We start from the raw sequence: 21,164 nt of genomic DNA on the forward strand, positions 1-21,164 counted from the left end.
TGATTCCTGAAGAAAAACCGTACAGTGCCGCGCGCGCCAGCCCTGTAAGCTTGCCTGGCAGGCAAAAAAAAGCCCCGGGATGATGAACCGGGGCTGGAAAGGAGACTGCTACAAATGGTTACGTGGGTTTACCTTGAAAAATGCGCCTCGATCTCTTCGAGGGTCTTGCCCTTCGTTTCAGGCAGCAAAAACGCGGCCGCCAGGAAGTACAGCACGGTGCAGCCGGCGCCAAAGAAGAACAGCGTCGAGTAACCATGCAAGCCCACGGTCGGCAGGAAGATGGCGGCGATCACCGTCGAGACGAACTGGTTGACGAGCAGGGCGATGCTCATGCCGTTCGAGCGGATGCGGGTCGGCATCAGCTCGGACAGGGCCAGCCATACGCATACGCCAGGGCCGACGGCAAAGCTGGAAACGAACACGCAGATGGCAATCGCCACCAGCCAGCCGTGCGTGGACGAGGGCACGGGGCCCAGGCTGGCCTTCTCGATGCGCAGCGGCGCTTCGCGTCCGGCGGCCGGGTCGGCGAACGGGTTCAGGTGCAGCTTGCGGAAGAACACGCCGATCACGCTGTCGGCCTGCACGGCGTCTTCGCGGGCGATGGACACCTGGCGCAGCACGGGATCGTCGCTGCGCAGGCTTTTCACATTCGTGAACGGGCCGTAGGCGTAGGCGATGGTCAGCTGTTGCGGCGTGCCGTCGGCAGCCGCGCCCAGGGCCGTCAAGGTGGCCGCATCGAGCTGCAAGGACAGGCTGTCCGCTTGCACTTGCGCCGCGATGGCGGGGCGCACGTCGGCCAGGTGCGCTTCGGCGCCGCGGAACAGCAGGCCGGCCGCCAGCAGCGAGACGACGATGCCGCCCGTGCCCAGCATCAGCAGGAATTTGCGGCCCTTGCGGTCCACCAGCAGCACGGCCACCACCGTCATCACGGCGTTCAGTACTTTCAATAACACGTCCGCCATATTGGCCGAGGCGCCCGACAGGCCCGCCTGGTTGAGGATATTGACGACATAGGCGAGGATGGAATTGATGCCCGTCGCCTGTGTGCAGGCGAGGATCAGGCAGGCCAGCAGGAAGGGCAGCACGTAGCGGCGGCTCAGCAGCGGATCTCTGGCCTTGCCGCTTGCCTTGGCCGTATTCTCCGGCGTGTCCTGCATCTCGCGCAGTTCGATGTCGGCGGCGGCTGGCAATCGCGTGCGCAGCAACGACTGGCGCGCCTGCTCGATGCGGCCCCGTTGCGCCAGCCAGCGCGGCGATTCGGCCAGCAGCAGGGCGCCGATGGTAAATACGAGGCCCGGCGTCAGGCAGACCCAGAAGATGCTGCGCCAGGCGTGGTCCTTGGCCGTGAAGATGGCGGCGATGCGGCCCGCTTCCGGCAAGGCTTGCGCCGCCTGCGTGGCCGTTTCCACCGTCTGCGCTTGCAGCAGGCCGATCAGGGCGGCGGCCACCAGGCCGATGGTCAGCAGCAGCTGGAACAGGGCGGCACCGCGCCCGCGCTGTTGCGCGGGCAGGCATTCTGCCAGGTACAGGGGCACGACGACGCCGATCAAGCCGCCGCTGATGCCTTGCAGCAGACGGCCCAGCAGCAGCGGCGTGTAGCCGTCGGCCAGGGCGATCAGCGGGATGCTTGCGCTGAACAGGGCGCCGGCCAGGAACATCACCCAGCGCCGGCCGAGCAGGTCGGCGAGGGCGCCGGCGAACAGCGATGACAGGACGGAGCCCAGCAGCACGGCGGCGACGATAAAGCTCAGCTGCTGGGCCGTCAGTTTCCACGCCACGGAGGCCGTCGATTCCAGGTAGGGCAGGGCGCCGGCGATGATGCCGATGTCTATGCCGTACAGCAATCCCCCCATGCCGGCAATAAATAGCAGGTAGCGCATGGCCCACACGGGGGCCTTGTGTGACGTGTCGTGCATGAAAACTCCGGGACGGGGTTGAGGTTGGGGGGCTGGGTCTAGAGACTGAATCTAGCGGGTGGAAAGATCGATGGCCGCGCCTTCGACGAAGACGGACACTGGCTGCAAGTTGGCATCGAGGACGACGATATCGGCCCAGGCGCCGGGCGCCAGGCGGCCCCGTTCGGATTCGCCCAGGTAGTCTGCCGGGTACAGCGACAAGCGGTTCGAGGCGTCGGCCAGGTCCAGGCCCAGGTCGACGAAATTGCGCAGGGCCTGGTCCATGGTCAGCACGCTGCCGGCCAGCGAGCCCGTTGCCAGGCGCACGCAGCCCAGGCATTTGTAGACGCGCTGCGTGCCCAGGCCGTATTCGCCATCTGGCATGCCGGTGGCCGAGGTGGCGTCCGTTACGCCGTACAGGCGCGGGATGGCGCGCAGGGCCGCGCGCAGGGCGCCCTTGGCCACATGCTGCAGGTCGGGGATGATTTCCGCGTATTCCGCATGCGCCAGCGCCGCGCCCACCATGCCGGGGTCGTAATGCGTCATGCCCGTCATGCCGTTGTACAGGTGCGTAAAGCCGGAAACGCCGGCATTGAGCGCCGCCACGCCTTCGTCATACGTGCCGGCGCTATGGCCGATCTGCACGCGGATGCCCATCGCCGCCAGTTGCGGGATCAGTTCCAGGTGGCCGGGGATTTCCGGCGCCATGGTCAAGACCTTGATGGGGGCGATGGCGTGAAAGCGCTGCACCAGCGCCAGGCTGGCCTGCACCACGTCGGGCGGCTGCGCGCCCAGGCGGTGCAAATTCAGGAACGGGCCTTCCAGGTGCACGCCCAGCATGCGCGCGCCGTTGGCGGGGCGCTCGGCGATGACGCCGGCCAGGCCTTGCAGGGCGCGCAGGATCGATGGCTCCTTGGCTGTCAAGGTGGTGCCCAGCAGGGCCGTGGTGCCGTGGCGCGCATGCACCTGCGCCACGGTGGCGCCCGCGTCGCCGCCCTCCATGATGTCGACGCCGGCCGCGCCATGCACGTGCAGGTCGATGAAGCCGGGCAGGATGGTCAGCGCGCTGTCGGCGGCAGGGTCTTCCTGTATCTGGACGATGCGCTGGTCAAAAGTGATGGTGCCCGTGATCCAGCCAGATGGGGTAAGGATTCTGCCGCTCAGCATGTGTTATTCCGCTATAAAAAGTTCGATGCCCAGCTTTTGCAGCCCTTCGCGGTACTCCTGGCTGATGCTGGCATCGGTGATGACGGTATCGACCCGGTCCAGCTGCACGATGCGGTGCAGGCTGACGCGGCCGAACTTGGAGGCGTCCGTGAGGACGATGATTTTCTTGGCCCGTTCCACCATCTTGTGGTTCAGGCTTGCTTCCGCTTCGTGGTGGGTGGTCACGCCAAATTGCAGGTCGAAGCCGTCCACGCCCAGGAACAGCTTGTCGAAGCTGTACGCCTGCAGGCAGGTTTCCGCCTGGCTGCCCTGGATCGACAGCGACTGCTTGCGCAGCAGGCCGCCGGTCAGGATCAGGTCCACGCCCGGCGCGTCGGCCAGTTCCCACGCGATGTTCAGGCCATTCGTCGCTACCGTCACGCCCGTCGCATCGCGCAGATGGCGCGCCAGCGAGATGGTGGTGGTGCCCGAGTCGATGATGATGTTGTCGCCCGGTTCCACCAGCCGCGCCGCATAGGCGCCGATGCGCTCCTTCTGCTCGTGGTTGATGGCATCCTTCTGGCGTATCGTGTGCTCGGGCGGCGGCGTGCGCGTCAGGGTGGCGCCGCCGTGGCTGCGCGTGGCCATGCCTTGCGCTTCCAGCGCATTCAAGTCGCTGCGGATGGTGACCGCGGACACGCCGAGCTTTTCCACCAGATCGGTCACCTGCACCGAGCCCTGCTGGGCAAGCATTTGGAGGATGGATTCACGGCGTTGGCTGGTATTTCGCATGGTGGCGGGCTCAGTAAAAAATGAAAAATACCGAGCTTAACAGATTGCCGCTTCGGCAATGACGGCCACTGCCGCATTGCGGTTGCAGGCGCGCGCATATTGCGCCAGCAAGCTGCCGATCTTGTGCTCGATCAAGGCTGGTGCCTGCCCTGGCAAGCTGCCCTGCACCACGGCCAGGTACTGTTCCGGCAAATGCTGGCTCAGCAGCGGCAGCGGAATGGCCACGGTGTCCAGGTTGGCCAGCAGCTTGCCGACGGCGGCCGCCACTTCCGGCTCGCCCCAGTAATAGCGGCAACGGTCGCTCAAGCCGTAGCGGCGCATCAATCGCTGTTCTTCCGGCGTGCCCAGGTAATGCTTGATCCAGTTCTTCGGCTTGGCCACCATCACGTCGTCGAGCACCTGCATCAGCTGCGAGGTGGCGTGCGCCGGCAGCAGTTCTTCCTCGATCTGGCACAGGGCGAACAGCGCCTCGCGCAGGGCGAAGGTGGCGGCAGGGCCCACTTTCAGGATGGCGAAATGGTCGCGCACCATGGCGTGCAGGGCGGACTCGCGCTGGTAGTCGGTGGAATGGGCTTCGAACACGAGGCCAGGCTGCTCGGCGACAAAGGCCGACAGCTCGGTGGCGGCATCCGCGTCGTAATGCTGGATGCTGCTCTGGTCGAAATCGACGCCCGGCTGCACCACCATGGCGATCACCCGGCGCCAGGCGCCATGCAGGTCGTTCTCGAGAAACGCGCGGCGATGCACGTCGAGGGTGCGGCGCGCCGCTTGCGGGCTGGTGACGGCGCCGGCCTGCGCCAGCGACGCTTCGCCGCCGGGAATCGGCACTTCCGTGCCGATCACGTAGACGGGCGGCGCGAAGCCGGCGGCCGCCGCCGCTTCCTCGGCGACGATGCACAGGCGCGCCGAACGGGCGGCCACGGTTTCATCGTCGAGCTGCAAGGGGTCATCAATGCAGCGCATGCTGCAATCGAGGTGGATCTTGTGGAAACCGGCCGACGCATACGCGGCGATCAGGGTTTCGGCGTGATTCATCGCGGTGGCCGCATCGAGGTGCTGCCAGGCGTTCGGACCCAGATGGTCGCCGCCCAGCACGAGGCGGCTGGCGGGAAAACCCTGTTCGCGGGCCAGTGCCAGCATGGTGTCGCGGAAAACGGCCGGCGTCATGCCCGTGTAGCCGCCGAACTGGTCGACCTGGTTCGACGTCGCCTCGACCAGCAGCACGGTGTCGTACTCGCTGGCCACGCGCATGGCGGCGCGCAGCACGCTCGGGTGGCTGCAGCAGACGGCGTACAGTCCCACGCGCTCGCCGCGGCGGTGCGCCTTGATCACTTGCTGGATCGGGGACAGGGTAAAAGTCGGGTTTTCCGCTTGCTTCATCATGTTGACGCCTTTGTATGTTGTCGTATCAAAAGGGCCGCACCGCGCGCGCCGCCGGCATCGCCAAAGCGGGGCGGCAGAATCGGCGGCACGTGCACGCCGGGGAACAGGTGGCGTTTCACCGCTGCCGGCAGCTTGTCGTACAGGTGCGGCAGCTTGGACAGGCCGCCGCCGAGCACGATGACGTGCGGGTCATAGGCCAGCACCAGGCCGGCCAGCGCGTGGCCCAGCACATCGAGGTGCACGGCCACCGTGCGCTGGGCCACGGCGTCGCCCATGTTGGCGCGCGCCACGATGGCCAAAGGCTCCGCGCCGTCGCCGCCAAAGTGCGCGTGGATTTTGCGCATGGCGGGGCCGGAAACATAGCGCTCCAGGCAGCCCGCCTTGCCGCACGGGCAGGGGTAATCGGCCAAACCATGCTGCGCCAGCAGCGTGGCGGGCAGGCTCCAGTGGCCCCATTCGCCGGCCACGCCGTTAAAGCCGCGCAGCAGCTGGCCGCCCACGCAATAGCCGCCGCCTGCACCCGTGCCGAGGATGGCGCCGAACATGCTGGCGGCATTGTCGGCCGCGCCGCCTTGCGCTTCCGACAGGGCGAAGCACTGGCAATCGTTGCCGATGGCGACAGGACGTTTCAAGGCCTGCTGCAGGGTTTGCGCCACCAGGCGGCCGTTCAGGGCCGGCACGTTGGAGCTCAGTTGCCGGCCGCTGGCGCTGTCGATCACGCCGGGCAGGCCGATGCCGACAGGCGCCGTCGTGCCAAGGGCGGCGTCGCCCCGCGCCACCAGGTCGACGATGGCTTGCACGAAGGCGGCAAAATCGTCGCCCGGGGTGGCCACCCGTTCGCGGAACACTTCCGTCAGCGCGCCGTCGCGGTCGGCAAAGGCGACCAGCTCCATCTTGCTGCCGCCGATGTCGATGCCGTGATAGCCGGCTGTGTGATTAGAATTGGTCATGGCCATAGATGGTGACGCCCTGCACGACACGGTTGACGATGCCGCCGGCGAATGGATTGTCGGGGCGCAGTTGCAGCAGCGCGGACTGGTGCAGCGCATATTGCTGCGCCATCAGCAGCCACAGCGGAGCCAGCCAGGCGTCGGGCCAGGCCGGCGCATCGGCTGACAGGTCGCCGCCGATGCCCACGGTCAGGCACGTCTGCGCCACGCTGTCGCGCTGCAGTTCTTTCAATAGGTCGTCTTCGTACTGGCGCGCCAGCGGCTTGCTGCTGCGCAGCAGGATCACCAGCGACTCCGTGGTGACAGCCGATTTCGGGCCGTGGCGGAAACCGAGCGGCGTATTCGCCATCGCCATCACGCGGCCACCCGTCAATTCCAGGATTTTCAATGCCGCTTCCTTGGCCAGCGCTTCCAGCGGGCCGCTGCCCAGGTAGACCACGCGCTGCACGGGAGTCGAGCCCAGGTCCGCCACGGGGGCCGACCAGTCGCGCAAGGCTTGCTCGCCCAGCTGCGCCAGGGTCTCCAGGCGGTTCAGATCCGTGTCCTTGCCCAGTACCGACAGGGCTGCCAGCAGCATGCTGCTAAAGCTGCTGGTCATGGCGAAGCCGCGATCGCAGCTGCCTTCCGGCATCAGCAGGTTATACGTATTGCTGTCGCTCGCGCCCTGGCGCGCCAGCTTGCCGTCCGCGTTGCAGGTGATGTTCAGGAAGCGCGCGCCGGGTACGACCTGGCGCAGCAGTTCCACTGCCGCCAGGCTTTCCGGGCTGTCGCCGCTGCGGGCAAACGAGACGAGCAGGGTGGGCGCGTGTGCTTCCAGATACAGCTCATGGTGCGTCAGCAAAGTCGTGGTGGCGATGGCGCGGATCTGCGCGGGCCATGCCGCATTCAGGGTATCGACGACGATTTCGCCCACATAGGCCGAGCTGCCCGCGCCCGTCAGGATGACGCGTTGCTGCGGATTGGACAGCGCGTCGCCGAGGAAGGCGGCCAGGGCCGCTTGTTCGTTGCGCAAAATAGTGGCCAGCGCGCGCCAGATGGCTGGCTGGTGCGCGATTTCCTCGGCCGTGTGCAGGCCGCCGATGTCGCGCCAGGTTTGAATGTCACGCTGAAGAAGGGTAGTCATGAGAGGTCAGTAAAGTGTTTGTTGGAGAAAGCATAAATACTAAATTTCGAAAAGTCAAATACGAAAGTAAAGCGAAAGTAAATAGTTGTGCGCCTTGCGAAATAATGTCGTTTTAAAGGCCGTGAAACATGCTGCGGTGCAGCGCAAAAGCATGTGGCGGCGCGGCCTGTCGCTGAAATGCGACGATAACGAAAGATTGTGCTGTGGAATTTGAGTGAAACGTAAGATAAATTGGCTTATTTTAGGCATTTTATTAATAAATTGGCGCCATAACTTTCTTTTGGTTGACGATATTTATTTTTCTTCTTAAAGTAATTTCATTGAATCACTTCTGAAAGCCAGCAGATGAACCCTCTCCCGCTTCCCCGCCGCGTCCTTGCCGCCTGTGTCCTCGCCGCCCTTGCCACCCTGGCTGCCCCCGGCCTGCATGCCGCGGCCATCGGCAATCTGCAGTCGCTCTCCGCCGTGCGCGCGGCCGACGTGGCCAAGGGCGAGGCAGTGGGTTGGGATGTGCGCAGCGATACGGGCATGCAGCTGCGTATCAGCCTGCCGCAGGCGGACGTGCTGCGCATCCAGGCGGGCGGCAAGGGCGGCTTGACGGGGCCGGGCGACAAGGCCGCGCCCATCGTCGTGGGCCAGCCTGCCGCGCAGGTGGCGTACCAGATCAATGAACAGCCCGACCATATCCTGATCAGCACTGATGCCTTGAGCCTGCGCATCGACCGCAAACCGTTGCGCTTTACCCTGCTGCGCAAGGGCGATGCGGTGCCCCTGTGGCGCGAGGTGCAGCCGCTGTCGCTCGACGACAAGCAGGGCGTGCAAGTGTTATCGAGCCTGCCGGGCGAGCGGTACTTTGGCGGCGGCCAGCAGAATGGCCGCTTTGAATTCAAGGGCAAGCAGGTGCCCGTGTCGTATTCGGGCGGCTGGGAAGAGGGCGACCGGCCGAATCCCGCGCCATTCTTGATGAGTTCACGGGGCTGGGGCATGCTGCGCAATACCTGGGCCGACGGTAATTACGACTTGCGAGACCAGGAACAGATCTCGCTGCAGCACGCGGAAGGCCGCTTCGATGCGTATTTCTTTGTCGGCAAGGATCTGCGCGACGTCGTCGCCCGCTACACGGACTTGACGGGCCGCGCGCGCATGCTGCCCCGCTGGGCGCTGGAATACGGCGACGCCGATTGCTACAACGATGGCGACAATGTGAAAAAGCCCGGCTCCGTGCCGAAGGGCTGGACGGACGGCCCCACGGGCAAGACGCCGGACGTGGTGGAAAGCGTGGCGCGCCAGTACCGCGAACACGACATGCCGGGCGGCTGGATCCTGCCCAACGACGGTTATGGCTGCGGCTACACGAACTTGCCGGAAACGGTGAAGGGCCTGGCTGGCTATGGCTTCCGTACGGGCCTGTGGACGGAAAACGGCGTCGACAAGATCGCCTGGGAAGTGGGCCAGGCGGGCAGCCGCGTGCAAAAGCTGGACGTGGCGTGGACGGGCAAGGGCTACCAGTTCGCCATGGATGCGAACAAGTCGGCGTATGACGGCATCCTGAACAACTCCGACAGCCGCCCCTTCCTGTGGACGGTGATGGGCTGGGCCGGCATCCAGCGCTACGCCGTGGCATGGACGGGCGACCAGAGCGCCAGCTGGGATTACATCCGCTGGCACATCCCGACCCTGATCGGTTCGGGCCTGTCCGGCCAGGCGTATGCGTCCGGCGATGTGGACGCCATCTTCGGCGGCAGCCCGGAAACCTATCTGCGCGACTTGCAGTGGAAAAGTTTTACGCCCGTCCTGATGGGCATGTCCGGCTGGGCCGCGGCCGAGCGCAAGCATCCGTGGTGGTTCGAGCAGCCGTACCGCGACATCAACCGCCGCTATCTGAAGCTCAAGATGCGTTTGACGCCGTATATGTATACTCTCGTGCGCGAAGCCGAACAATCGGGCGCGCCGCTGGTGCGCGGCCTGATGTGGGATTATCCGCAAGACCCGGCCGCCTACACGGAAGCCTATAAATATCAATTCCTGCTGGGCCGCGACGTGCTGGTGGCGCCTGTCTACCGCAGCCAGGCCGTCAGCGGCGGCTGGCGCAAGGGCATCCACCTGCCGCAGGGTACTTGGTACGACTACTGGGATGGCCGCCAGGCCACGGCGGACGCGCAAGGGCGCGACCTGGACATGCAGGTCACGCTGGACAAGCTGCCCGTGTTCGTGCGCGCCGGCGCCATCCTGCCCATGTATCCGGAAATGCTGTACGACGGCCAGAAGCCGAAGGACCAGCTCACGCTCGATGTGTATCCGCAAGGCGATTCCGACTACACCCTGTATGAAGACGACGGCAACACGCGCCAGTACCAGGGCGGCGCTTTCAGCCAGCAAGTCATCCGCATGCGCCAGGCGGGCGCCGACGTGCAGGTCGATATCGGCGCCGTCGATGGCAAGTATCAGGGCCAGGAAGGGCGCCGCGGCTATGCGCTGCGCATGCTGGCCGGCCAGGCCCCGGCCGCCGTGCGCGCTGGCGAACGGCTGATCGCGGCATTCGCCGACCGTGCCGCCTACGACAAGGCGGCAGAAGGCTGGTTCTTCGATGCGGCCGATCGAAAAGGCACCCTGCACGTGAAAGTGGCGGCGCAGGACATCCGCCAGCCTTTGATGCTGCAAGTCGCCGGCGCGCTGGCCGTGGCGCGAGCCGACGCCGATTTCCCGGCCGCTCCCGTGCCGGGCCGCGCCTTGCCGGCCGACGCCATGCAGGTGGTGGCGCGTCCTGCGGAAGAAAGCGGCTACCCGCTGGAAAACGCCTTCGATGGCAAGCCGGAGACGTGGTTCCGCACCGTGCGCAGCCCGTCCGTGAAAAGCGGTCCGCACGAATGGGTGGTCGGCTTTACGGAACGGCGCCTGGTGGACGGCATCGAACTGGCGCCGCGCAACGACCAGCACTGGAAGCATGGCCAGGTGCGCGACTATGAAATCTACATCGGCGACAACAACGGCGAGTGGGGCGCTCCGCTGGCACGCGGCACACTGAAACTGCAAGAGGGAACGCAGACCATCAGCTTCCCCGCCATGGCCGGGCGCCTGCTGCGCTTCCGCGTGATGAGCACGCAAAATCCGGAAGGCGATGGCGCGGCGTCCCTGGACCCGATGGTGACGGCGGCGCAAGGCGCGCCGGTGGCGCGCGCGTTCGATGCGGCGCTGGCGACCGACGTGGCGCCCGTCACCTTGTCCGAATTCCGCGTGCTCGAACACCGCGTGGCCGAAGGCGCGGAGGTGCAGCGCTATCTGTCGGACCTGGCGCTGCCGAAGAATATCGCGAAAGACCGGCCAGCCGGCAAGGCGGCCGAGATGCGCATGAACGGGCTGTGGTTCCGCAAGGGCCTCGGCGTGGGACCTGCCAGCCGCATCGACTTGCAGCTGGCGGGCAACTGGAATCTGCTGCGCGCCGACCTGGGCGTGGACGATAGCTGCCGCAGCGCGGGCGGCTTGCAATTCCAGGTCTGGAGCGGTGAGCGGCTGCTGTACGACAGCGGCCTGGTCACGGCTCCCGGGGTGGTCAAACCCGAAATCGACGTGCGCGGCCTGAGCCAGCTCAGTTTGCGCACCCTGGGCGCGCGCGGCGCCCGAGCAGCCCAGGTCTGCGGCAACTGGGCCAATGCCGTGCTGACCGGCACGGAAGGCGCGACGGTCAAGCCGCGCTAGGCACTCAATCATTTCACTAAAAACGAGCCCCTCTTCGGACCGGGGAGGGGCTCTTGCAGCCTGACGAAAACAAATCACTTATAAAAAGGGAGATGGGAATGCACTTGAAAAAACTGATGGCCGCCATGGCGGCGGTAGGATTGGGCTCAACTGCGCTGGCATCAACGGCGCTGGCAGCGGAGGAGGAGAAACTGGCGCGCGTCGAAGTGACGGGTTCCAGCCTGAAGCGCATCAACGCGGAAACGGCGTCGCCGGTACAGGTGATCAACGCCAAGCAGATCGAAAACATGGGCGCGCTCACCTTGCTGCAAGTGCTGGACAACCTGCCCGCGGCCCGTCCGGCGCAGCAGGACTTCCGCTCGATGTTCACGGGTTCCGATGGCGGCTCGCAAGCGAACTTGCGCGGCCTCGGTGCGCAGGGCACCCTGGTGCTGCTGAATGGCCGCCGCCTGTCGTTCTATGGCGCGCCGGCCGGTTTCCAGACCATGTTCGTCAATATCGACGCCATTCCCGCCGCCGCCATCGAGCGCATGGAGATTTTGACGGACGGTGCGTCGGCCGTATATGGCTCCGATGCCGTGGCCGGCGTCATCAACGTGATCACCAAGAAGTCGTATCAAGGCCTGGAAGCGCGCGCCAATGGCGAATTTTCGCCCAGCGTGAAAGCCTATGGCGAGCGCCAGGCCAGCGTGCTGTATGGCCTGGGCGACCTGGCCAGCGACGGCTACAACATCTACGGTTCCGTGAACGTCTACCAGCGCGACCGCATCGCGCTGGCCGATACCTGGCGCAAGCGTCCCTCGTATTTTTATGCGAACAATCCCAATTTCATCCCGAACATGCGCGTGGGCGTGGGCAGCGAACCGGGCACGATGAATCCCGGGACCTTTTTTGTCTTCGACAAGGCGAAGAACAATGCGCGCACCCAGCGCGCCGTCAATGGCTGCAACAACAGCATCACCGAAGCGTCGGGCACGCGCTGCGTGTGGAATGCGCTGCCCAACCAGCTTGACACGGGGCCTACCTCGGAGCGCGCCACGGCTTACCTGAGCGGCCGGCTGAAACTCGGCGGCGACATGGAAGCGTTCGCGGAAGGCGCCTTCACCCACATCAAGATGCGCGGCGAGAATGGTCCGTCCAGCTTCAATAGCGGCAGCACGAATAACTGGTTCGCGCGCAATACGGGCAATACCCTGAATACCTTCGCCACGCCTTTCCTGAGCCCGAACAACGTCTACCTGAAAGGCAAGCTCGATGCCGATATGGTGGCGAAGATGGGCGGCGCGGCCGGCTTGAATTACCTGCTGCAGGATGCGACGGGCCACTTCGGCCAGAAGAATGTCGATGAAAACTACCGCGCGCTCGTCGGCCTGCGCGGCAGCATCGGCGGCGGCTGGGATTTTGAAACGGCGCTCAGCGTGGCGGGCAGCCATTCGACCCTGTTCCAGACGGCGAACATCAACATCAAGGGATTCGAGCAGGCGTTCGGCCCGTTCACGAAGGATCCCGTCAGCGGCCGCACCTATATCTCCGACAATCCCGCCTACAAGTTCGGTGAAATCAGTGCAGCCAATGCGGCGCTGGTGCGCGCGGCCTACCCGACCTTCGCCATCGAATCGTGGACCAAGCTGATGACGTGGGATGCCAAGCTGGAAGGCACCCTGTTCAAGCTGGGCGAGCGCGAAGTGCGCGCCGCCGTGGGCACCAACATCATGCGCGAGAGCTTCCTCACGCCCGGCAACGCGGATGCGGCGAATGGCTTGATCACGCAGCAGGGTGGTTCCTGGTTCGACGGCCGGCGCACCATCGCGGCAGTGTTTGGCGAAGTGGTGGTGCCGCTCAGCGACACCCTGGAAGTCAACGCGGCCGCGCGCCTGGACAAATACCCGCACTTCGCCGCCAACCTGGCGCCCAAGCTGGGCGTGATCTGGCGCGCGCGGCCCGACCTGATGCTGCGCGGGACGTATTCGGAAGGCTTCCGCGCACCCAACCTGGCCGAATCGGGAACGGGCGGCGTCTTTGCGCAGGTGGGCGGCATCCGCGACACCGTGCGCTGCGACGAAACGAATGCCATGGCGCGCGCCCTGATGAAGTCCGCGGTGGCGACGGATGCGGACCTGGGCAAGAGTTTGCTCAATTCGAACTGCTCCACGACGGTGGGCGGCCTGACGCCGCCGAACCAGAATCTGCGTCCGGAAAAGGCGAAGATATCGACTGTGGGCCTGGTGCTGCAGCCGGCCAAGGACGTGAGCATCTCCATCGATTACTGGTTCATCAACCGCCGCGACGAAATCGTGCGCCAGGACTTCAACGAGCTGTTTACGGAACTGGTGGCCAAGTATGGCCCGACCCTGGCCGGCACGCCCAGCGCCATCCGCAACGACCTGACGGATACGGACCGGGGCAACGTCGCGGCCGTGGCGGCCATGTGCGCCAATCCCGCCAATGCGGGCGTGTGCGCGGGCGGCGTGCCCGGCTACTCGGTGGGCAACCTGGGCGGCTTGATCAACTCGTATTCGAACCGTGGCCGCACCCTGATGGATGGCGTGGACATCGACGCGCGCACGCGCTTTGCGCTGGGCGACTGGGGCAAGCTGAGTACCGGCATCGCCGCCACCATCCGCAAGCGCGACACGCATGACAGCGAAGACGGCAGCGATATCAAGGGCAATACCGTCGGCTACTACGATTCGCCGCGCTACCGCGCTACCGTCAACGCCGACTGGAGCTACCGCAACTTCGTCAGCAGCGTCTTTATCAACTATTCGGGCAAGACGCGCTGGGCGTATGGTCCCTGGGACAAGGACAACACGCCGGAAAACTGCACTGCCGCCTCGGTGGCCTTGCCGGCCGGCCAGTGCAAGGGCGCGCCGTCATACACCACGGTGAACCTGGCCTTCAGCTGGAAGCCGCTGAAGAACCTAGACGTGGGCCTGAACGTGAAGAACGCGTTCAACAAGCAGCCGTACTATGACCCGAACGGCTGGGAAGGCTACAACCATAGCCAGGACCTGTTCGGCCGCCAGTTCGCCCTGTCGGCCAGCTACAAGTTCTTTTAAAGCGTGACGATGCCCCGGTCCGTCAGCCGGCAAGGTGCGGGCCGGGGTATTGCCATGAAAAAGAAAATACAATACTCCAAAATGCACAATACGAAAGATAAACGTAAGTGAAAGAGGATAGGCATGTCTTCTTTCGCGCTGCTCTTCCCGGATTGCCACGCGGATTATCCGCTGCCGGACGACTCCTTGCCTGCGCGTGTATCTGTCATACCACGATAACGAAAGCTATCTGCCGCGAACCTGATTCAATCGAAAGATAAATACTCTTTATTTGCTCAATTTAGCGATAAATTTACGTTATAACTTTCTTTTTGTTGACGATACTTATTTTTCTTTTTAAAGTAATCCCAAGAAAAGAAAATCAGCCGATGCGGACTGATTTCCCGGAAGGTGCAACTGCCTGGCTGCACCGGCCGACGACCACCATAAAAATTGCATCCCCCCGACTTCGCCCTGGAGCGGGGAGGGCGCGCATAACCCTCGATATAGACGGAGAGACAGCATGCATACCACCCGACTCAAATTGCGCGACATCAGCCGCGCCGCAGCGATCGTGATCGCACTGGCGGCCGGCGTGCCAGGCCAGGCCTGGGCACAGTCGAACGCCACCAGCACCATTTTCGGTGAAGTGAGCGCGCCGGCCGGCGCCACCGTGGTGCTGGAAAACCTGGCGACGGGCGTGCAGCGCAGCCTGACGCCCGATACGTCTGGCCGCTACGTGGCCAACTCCATGCCGCCAGGCCGCTATGCGGTGCGCGTGCTGCGCGCCGGTTCGGTGGAAGCGTCGCAGGAAGTCGAAGCCCTGATCGGCGCGGGCGCGGAAGCGAACTTCGGCCCGGCCAGTGCCGCTGGCACGGTGGGCCAGGAGCAGACCGTCGTGGTGAAGGCGTCGCGCAATCCGATCGACGTGTCGAACACCAACAATGGCGTGATCTTCACGGCCAAGGAATTGAAAGCGCTGCCGGTCGGGAACGACGTCGCCTCCATCGTGCAGCTGACGCCGGGCGTGTCGCGCGGCACCAACAGCGTGTATGGCAATGCGCCATCGATCGGCGGCTCGGGCCAGTCCGAAAACGCCTTTTACGTCAACGGCTTCCCGATCACGAATATCCTGACCCAGGTGGGCGCATCGGAGCTGCCGTTCGGCGCGATCTCCAACCTGCAGGTGCTGTCGGGCGGCTATGGCTCGGAGTTTGGCCGCTCCACGGGCGGGGTGATCAACATCACCACCAAGAGTGGCGGCAACAAGGTCGAATTCGGCGGCAAGGTGTCCATCATCCCCCGTTCGCTGAAAGGCGAGCCGGAAAACACCTATTACCCGAACACGGGCGCCAATCCGAAGACGGATGGCAATCTGCTGTACTGGAACCGCGACAATGGCAGCACCAGCAAGGTGGTGGGCCTGTATGGCAGCGGTCCGCTGATCAAGAACAAACTGTTCGCCTTCGTGGCGCTGGAACAGACGAGCACGGACAGCCAGGCCGTTGCCGCCACCGCCGACTCGGGCACGGCCCTGGCGCGCGGCTGGAGCACCAGCCAGAGCAAGGTGAACCGCATGATGGCCAAGCTGGATTACAACCTGACGGACGACCATCACTTCGAATACACCAAGCTGTATGACCGCACGAAGACGGATAGCCAGGCGTATGGCTACAGCTACGCCACGCATGCGAGCAATGGCGTACAGGCGGGCAAGGGCGAGACGACGGTCAACTGCTGCGGATCATCGGCCGCGCCGGGCGCCAACATCGACATCTTCAAGTACACGGGCTACCTGACGGACAACCTGACCGTGACGGCCATGATGGGCGAATCGCGCACGTCGCACACCCGCACGCCGAATGGCTACAATCCGCTGCTGGCGCAAACGTCGTCGAATACCTCGACCCAGGTGCCTGGCCTGACGTACGCCAATCCGCAAACGGTGACGGGCACTCTGGTCGACCCATCGTCGGAAGACCGCCAGAAGGCCAAGCGTCTGGACCTCGAATACAAGCTGGGCAAGCACTCGCTGCGTGGCGGCATCGACCGCATCGACGTGGAATCGAAGGTGGGCCTGAGCCTGGCGGGCGGCTACCGCTGGAGCTATCTGAAAGCGGACGATCCGAACCGTGCCATCAACGGCGCGTTCGAGACGCCGGCACAGGGTGGCGGCTACGGCGCGCAGGGCTATTACGTCAGCAAGGACTTGAATGCCAACCTGGCGCGTCCGACCAGCGTGCAGTCGGCGCAATACATCCAGGATCACTACCAGGTCACGGAACGGGTGCTGCTGGACCTGGGCCTGCGCCGCGAGCAGTTCACCAACTACAGCACCGATGGCGTGGCCTTCATTTCGCAGCGCAACATGATCGCCCCGCGCGTGGGCGCCACCTGGGATTACCTGGGCGACGGCACCCTGAAATTCTTCGCCAACGGCGGCCGTTATCACTTGCCGGTGCCGTCGAATTTGTCGAGCAACATGGCCAGCCCCTTCCTGGCCACCAGCGAGATGTACACCTACACGGGTGTCGATCCCGTCACGGGCGCGCCGACGGGCCTGCACGCGATCAGCAAGCCGTATTCGGCCAACAATGCGTACGGCCAGAGCCGCGACGCGCGCGAAGTGACGGCCATCGGCTTGAAACCGCTGTCGCAGGATGAATTCTCGCTCGGTTTTGAACGCGCCCTGAGCAAGAAGCTGGTAGTGGGTGCCAGCGTCCTGTACCGCAAGCTGAACGACACCAACGACGACGTCTGCGATGCGCGTCCGCTGCAAGCCTGGGCCACGCGCAACAGCGTCGACACGAGCAACTGGGGCGGCTTCCAATGCGCCATCATCAACCCTGGCCGCGACAACAGCCTGATGGTGGACTTTGACGATGGCAAAGGCTTGCGCCGCGTGGATATTTCGGCGGCGGAGTGGGGCAATCCGCTGCCATCGCGCACCTACCGCGCCTTGAACCTGTTCGTCGAGCACCCGTACACGAACGGCTGGTACGGCAAGCTGACCTACACCCTGTCTGCGCTGAAGGGCAATATGGAAGGCCAGACGGACAGCATCGGCGGCGGTGACGTGGGTCTGACCGTCAGCGACGACCACAAGGAACTGATGTACAACGCCTATGGCTACCTGCCAGGCGACCATCGCCACGCGTTCAAGGCCTACGGTTTCATGCAGGTCATCCCGGACGTGATGGTCGGCGCCAACCTGTCGCTGACCTCCGGCGCGCCGCGCAACTGCATCGGCGCGCTGCCCGATAACCTGCGGTTCGAGAACGATTACGGCGATTCCTACTTCTATTGCAATGGCAAGCCGGCGCCGCGCGGCAGCCAGGGTCGCCTGCCTTGGCAAGCCCAGCTGGACATGAATCTGGCCTATACTCCCAGCGCCGTCAAGGGCCTGAGCCTGAAAGTGGACGTCTTCAATGTGTTCAACAGCCAGACCGTGACCCGCTATAACGAAACGCGCGAAGACCATGGCGCCATCGCCCGCAACTACCTGCAGGTGGCTGGCCGCACGGCACCGCGTTCGGTGCGATTCACGGCGGAATACACCTATTAAACTGCAGCCGGCCCGCTGCAAGGCGGGCCGGTGACGAACATTACCAATGGAAGCGAGAAGAGACCAATGACAACACAAATCAATCGACGCAATTTCCTGTCCGCCAGCGCTGCGCTGGCCGGTGGCGCCATGGCCGGCAGTGCCTTGCTGCCTGGCGACGCCAGCGCCGCCCCTGCGGCCGGCCGCGACAAGGTCCGCCTGGGCCTGATCGGCACGGGCATGCGCGGCCAGGTGCTGCTGGCTGAACTGGTGCGCCGCGATGACGTGGAAGTGGTTGCGCTGTGCGATATCGAGCCGATCATGCTGAAACACGCGCTGGGCCAGGTGGCCAAAGCCGGCAAGCCCCGTCCGCGCACGTATGGCGAAGACCGCGACCAGAAAGCCTACAAGCGCATGCTGGACGCGGGCGGCCTCGATGGCGTGATCATCGCCACGCCGTGGGAATTCCACGCGCCGATGGCGATCGCCGCCATGCAGGCGAAGATACCGGTCGGTTGCGAAGTGGTGGCCGGCATTACCCTGCAAGACCACTGGGACGTCCTGAACACCCAGCTGAAAACGGGCACGCCGTACATGTTGCTGGAAAACGTATGCTACCGCCGCGACGTGATGGCTGCGCTGCAGATGGTGCGCGCGGGCCTGTTCGGCGAACTGCTGCACCTGCAGGGCGGCTACCAGCACGATTTGCGCGCCGTGAAATTCAACAGCGGCAATCCGGCCAAGCCGTATGGCGGCGGCGTGGAATTCGGCGAAAAGGGCTGGTCGGAAGCCCATTGGCGCACGCAGCACTCGGTCGAACGCAATGGCGAACTGTATCCGAGCCACGGCATCGGCCCGTGCGCTATGTACACCAACATCAACCGCGGCAACCGTTTTACGCGCATCAACGCCTTCGCCACCAAGGCGCGCGGCTTGCACGACTACATCGTCAAGCAGCCGGGCGGCGCACAGCATGCGAACGCCAAGGTCAAGTTCAAGCTGGGCGACGTGGTCACCACCACCCTGGCGTGTGAGAACGGCGAAACCATCATCCTGCAGCACGATACGAGCCTGCCGCGCCCGTACTCGCTGGGCTTCCGCGTGCAAGGCACGGACGGCCTGTGGATGGACCTGAACAATTCCATCCATATCGAGGGCGTCAGCAAGCCGCACCAGTGGGACGATTTCAAGACCTACCAGGACAAGTATGAGCACCCGGTCTGGCGCAAATATGCGGCGCAAGCGGAAGGCGCGGGCCACGGCGGCATGGACTTCTTCGTCATCCACGCCTTTGTCGAAGCGCTGAAGGCCAACGCGCCGATGCCGATCGATATCTACGATGCCGTGACGTGGAGCGCCATCACGCCGCTGTCCGAGCAGTCGATCGCCGCCAACTTCCAGACCCTGGACTTCCCGGACTTCACGGGCGGCCAGTGGAAAGCGCGCAAACCTATCTTCGCTCTCGACGGCAAGTACTAAGCCTTCACGACCCGCTACCGCGCCTGCCGCCGTAGCGGGTTTTTTCCAGCCATCCCAGCTTTTCAAACCGCAGCGCACGCCGCAGGACTTCTTGCGCCTGTTGCACGCCGTACCACCAGGAGACGTTGATGAAACACAGAAGTTCATTACTCTACGCAGTCCTTCCCGCCATGCCATTGCTGCTGGCCGCATGCGGCGGCGCCACTGCCACCGCTACCCCCGACATGGGCGGCACCGCCTTGCTGGCCGCCAGCGTGGCCGCGCCGGCCACCACCGCCACCGTGGAACTGGCCGGCAACGCCTTCATCACGGGCGGGAACGAGGGCGCCGTCATCGGCGAACATGGCCTGGCCGGCTGGAGCAATCCGGCTGCCGTCGCCAGTACGTATTTCCGCGTCTCCGGGGCGGGCCCTGTCCAGGTGGCGCTTGACGCCAGTCTGGCCGATGGCGGCAACAGCAACATCCGCGTGAAGATCAACGGCAAGCCCTTCGACGTGAAGCTGGCCGGCAAGGCGCGCAAGACCTATGCCGTGGGCACGGTGAACGTGGCGGCGGCCGGCTATGTGAAGGTGGACTTGCAGGGGCTGTCGCGCGTGAAGGCCACGTTCGGCGACGTCACCGCGCTGAAGGTGACGTCGAACGCCGCGCTCACGTACGCCAATGACCCCGCCAATTACTACTGGTCGCGGCGCGGCCCGTCCGTGCACATGGGTTACACGGTGCCGGCCAATACCGAGTATTTTTATAACGAGATGACGATACCCAAGGGGCAGGACGCCATCGGCTCCTATTTCATGGCCAACGGCTTTGGCCAGGGCTACATGGGCATCCAGGTGAAATCACCGAGCGAGCGCTGGATACTGTTTTCCGTGTGGGACGCTGACAATGGCGCCAAGACCACCCTGGTCAGCAAGGGTGCCGGCGTGGTCGATAACGCCTTTGGCGGCGAGGGCACGGGAGGCCAGACCTATCTGTCGTATAACTGGGCAGCCGGCACGACGTACCGCTTCATCACGCGCGCGCGGCCCGACGGCAATGGCGGCAGCGATTACTCGGCCTGGTTCTTCGCGCCCGAGACGGGCAAATGGCGCTACATCGCCACCTGGAAGCGGCCGGCGATTTCCACGTATCTGACGGGCGTGCATTCCTTCCTCGAGAACTTCATCGATACCCTGGGCTACACGGAACGCCGCGTCCAGTTCGGCAACCAGTGGGCAAGGAATGCATCGGGCACCTGGTCGGAAGTGACGGCCGGGAGGTTCACCGGCGACGCCACGGCCACGAATGCGCAGCGCATGGATTACGCGGGCGGGCTGGAAAACGGCAAGTTCTACCTGCATAACGGCGGCTTTTTTGCCGATTACGTGCAAACCAGCCAGAACTTCACGCGTCCGGCCACGGGCCAGGCGCCCACCGTCGATGTGAGCGCCTTGCCGATGCAATAAGCGCTGGTTTTCAGCCCGGTCGCTTGCCCACCATCGCTTCGATGCCGCGATAGTAGGTGAGCGGCCGGCCTATCGTCACTCCCATCAATGCCGCCGCCTGGATGATGTCGTTTGTATCGCGCCGGTACACGACCAGCGCATCCATTTCGTCGCTGCCGTTGCCGTCGATCTGGATCAGGTCATAGCCGCCTTCGTCCACGGCGCGCTGTGCCAGTTCCTTGTCCAGCCACTCGAAATAGGGCAGCGCGCTACCGTCGCTGTCCTTGAGCAGCTCGTACGGGAAGTCGGGGAATGCGTCGAACATGTCCTGTATCTGTTCGTGCAGTTCGTCGAGCTTGTCGCTCGACGCCATATAGCCGCCCAGGTGCCAGAGGATCGCCACCGCGTAGGCTTGCGCATCGCTGTCGATCCACTCGTCGCGTGGCGCGGAGGGCGCATCGGTGATGGCGGCGACGGCTTCGTCGAGTTCCTCTCCTTCCAGGTCACCGCAGGTCAGTTTGGTCAGCAGTTCAGACAAGAGCATGTTTGGCTTTCAGGGTAGGGCACGGCCAGAGGAGAGGCATGTCCAAGATGTTGTAAATACTATCATTTCTACGTGCTACGCGGCGGTTGCGCCAGCCGTGTCATGCCAGTTAGAATGCGAATCATTATTGTTTGCGTGTGAGGATTTTCC

Annotated in this window: 12 protein-coding genes; 5 read left to right on the top strand and 7 right to left on the bottom strand. The window is 64.3% G+C overall.

The annotated features are described in order from the left end of the window. Positions 1–128: 128 nt before the first annotated feature. Genes O3297_RS05730 through O3297_RS05755 form a run of 6 tightly spaced genes read right to left on the bottom strand, consistent with a single transcriptional unit; the run spans position 129 to position 7,289 of the window. On the bottom strand, positions 129–1,916 hold the full coding sequence (locus tag O3297_RS05730; protein WP_305048015.1) for an MFS transporter: 1,788 nt from the start codon (positions 1,914–1,916) through the stop codon (positions 129–131). A 51-nt stretch (positions 1,917–1,967) separates the two neighbouring features. Further along, on the bottom strand, positions 1,968–3,062 hold the full coding sequence (locus O3297_RS05735; protein WP_099664234.1) for an N-acetylglucosamine-6-phosphate deacetylase: 1,095 nt from the start codon (positions 3,060–3,062) through the stop codon (positions 1,968–1,970). A gap of 3 nt (positions 3,063–3,065) precedes the next feature. Then, entirely contained in the window at positions 3,066–3,833 is a 768-nt protein-coding gene (locus tag O3297_RS05740; RefSeq protein ID WP_034781637.1) for a DeoR family transcriptional regulator, read from the bottom strand. Between the two features lie 36 nt (positions 3,834–3,869). Further along, on the bottom strand, positions 3,870–5,213 hold the full coding sequence (locus O3297_RS05745) for a D-tagatose-bisphosphate aldolase, class II, non-catalytic subunit (protein WP_305049610.1): 1,344 nt from the start codon (positions 5,211–5,213) through the stop codon (positions 3,870–3,872). Then, a complete protein-coding gene (locus O3297_RS05750) occupies positions 5,213–6,166 on the bottom strand; it encodes an ROK family protein (protein WP_034781636.1) in 954 nt (317 codons plus the stop codon). Before O3297_RS05750 ends, O3297_RS05745 begins: the two co-directional genes overlap by 1 nt. Then, the gene (locus O3297_RS05755; RefSeq protein WP_305048016.1) at positions 6,153–7,289 is read right to left on the bottom strand and encodes an SIS domain-containing protein; all 1,137 of its coding nucleotides are present in this window, start codon (positions 7,287–7,289) and stop codon (positions 6,153–6,155) included. Before O3297_RS05755 ends, O3297_RS05750 begins: the two co-directional genes overlap by 14 nt. A gap of 345 nt (positions 7,290–7,634) precedes the next feature. On the opposite strand from O3297_RS05755, the gene O3297_RS05760 reads away from it, so the two are divergent. The 5 genes from O3297_RS05760 to O3297_RS05780 all read left to right on the top strand — a co-directional run bounded on the left by O3297_RS05760 (position 7,635) and on the right by O3297_RS05780 (position 20,491). Then, entirely contained in the window at positions 7,635–10,985 is a 3,351-nt protein-coding gene (locus O3297_RS05760; protein WP_305048017.1) for a TIM-barrel domain-containing protein, read from the top strand. A 98-nt stretch (positions 10,986–11,083) separates the two neighbouring features. Beyond that, a complete protein-coding gene (locus tag O3297_RS05765; RefSeq protein WP_305048018.1) occupies positions 11,084–14,044 on the top strand; it encodes a TonB-dependent siderophore receptor in 2,961 nt (986 codons plus the stop codon). Between the two features lie 502 nt (positions 14,045–14,546). Continuing rightward, entirely contained in the window at positions 14,547–17,588 is a 3,042-nt protein-coding gene (locus O3297_RS05770; protein ID WP_099393474.1) for a TonB-dependent receptor, read from the top strand. A 66-nt stretch (positions 17,589–17,654) separates the two neighbouring features. Beyond that, positions 17,655–19,046 carry a Gfo/Idh/MocA family protein gene (locus O3297_RS05775; RefSeq protein WP_205412530.1) on the top strand — a complete coding sequence of 464 codons (1,392 nt, stop codon included), beginning with the start codon at positions 17,655–17,657 and terminating at the stop codon, positions 19,044–19,046. Positions 19,047–19,174: 128 nt separating this feature from the next. Continuing rightward, on the top strand, positions 19,175–20,491 hold the full coding sequence (locus O3297_RS05780) for a DUF3472 domain-containing protein (protein WP_034781631.1): 1,317 nt from the start codon (positions 19,175–19,177) through the stop codon (positions 20,489–20,491). Positions 20,492–20,501: 10 nt separating this feature from the next. Here O3297_RS05780 and O3297_RS05785 read toward each other — a convergent pair whose 3' ends face one another. Next, a complete protein-coding gene (locus O3297_RS05785; RefSeq protein WP_099393476.1) occupies positions 20,502–21,014 on the bottom strand; it encodes a hypothetical protein in 513 nt (170 codons plus the stop codon). Between the last annotated feature and the right edge of the window lie 150 nt (positions 21,015–21,164).

It is taken from the genome of Janthinobacterium sp. SUN128 (genome assembly GCF_030587275.1).
GTDB lineage: Bacteria > Pseudomonadota > Gammaproteobacteria > Burkholderiales > Burkholderiaceae_D > Janthinobacterium > Janthinobacterium lividum.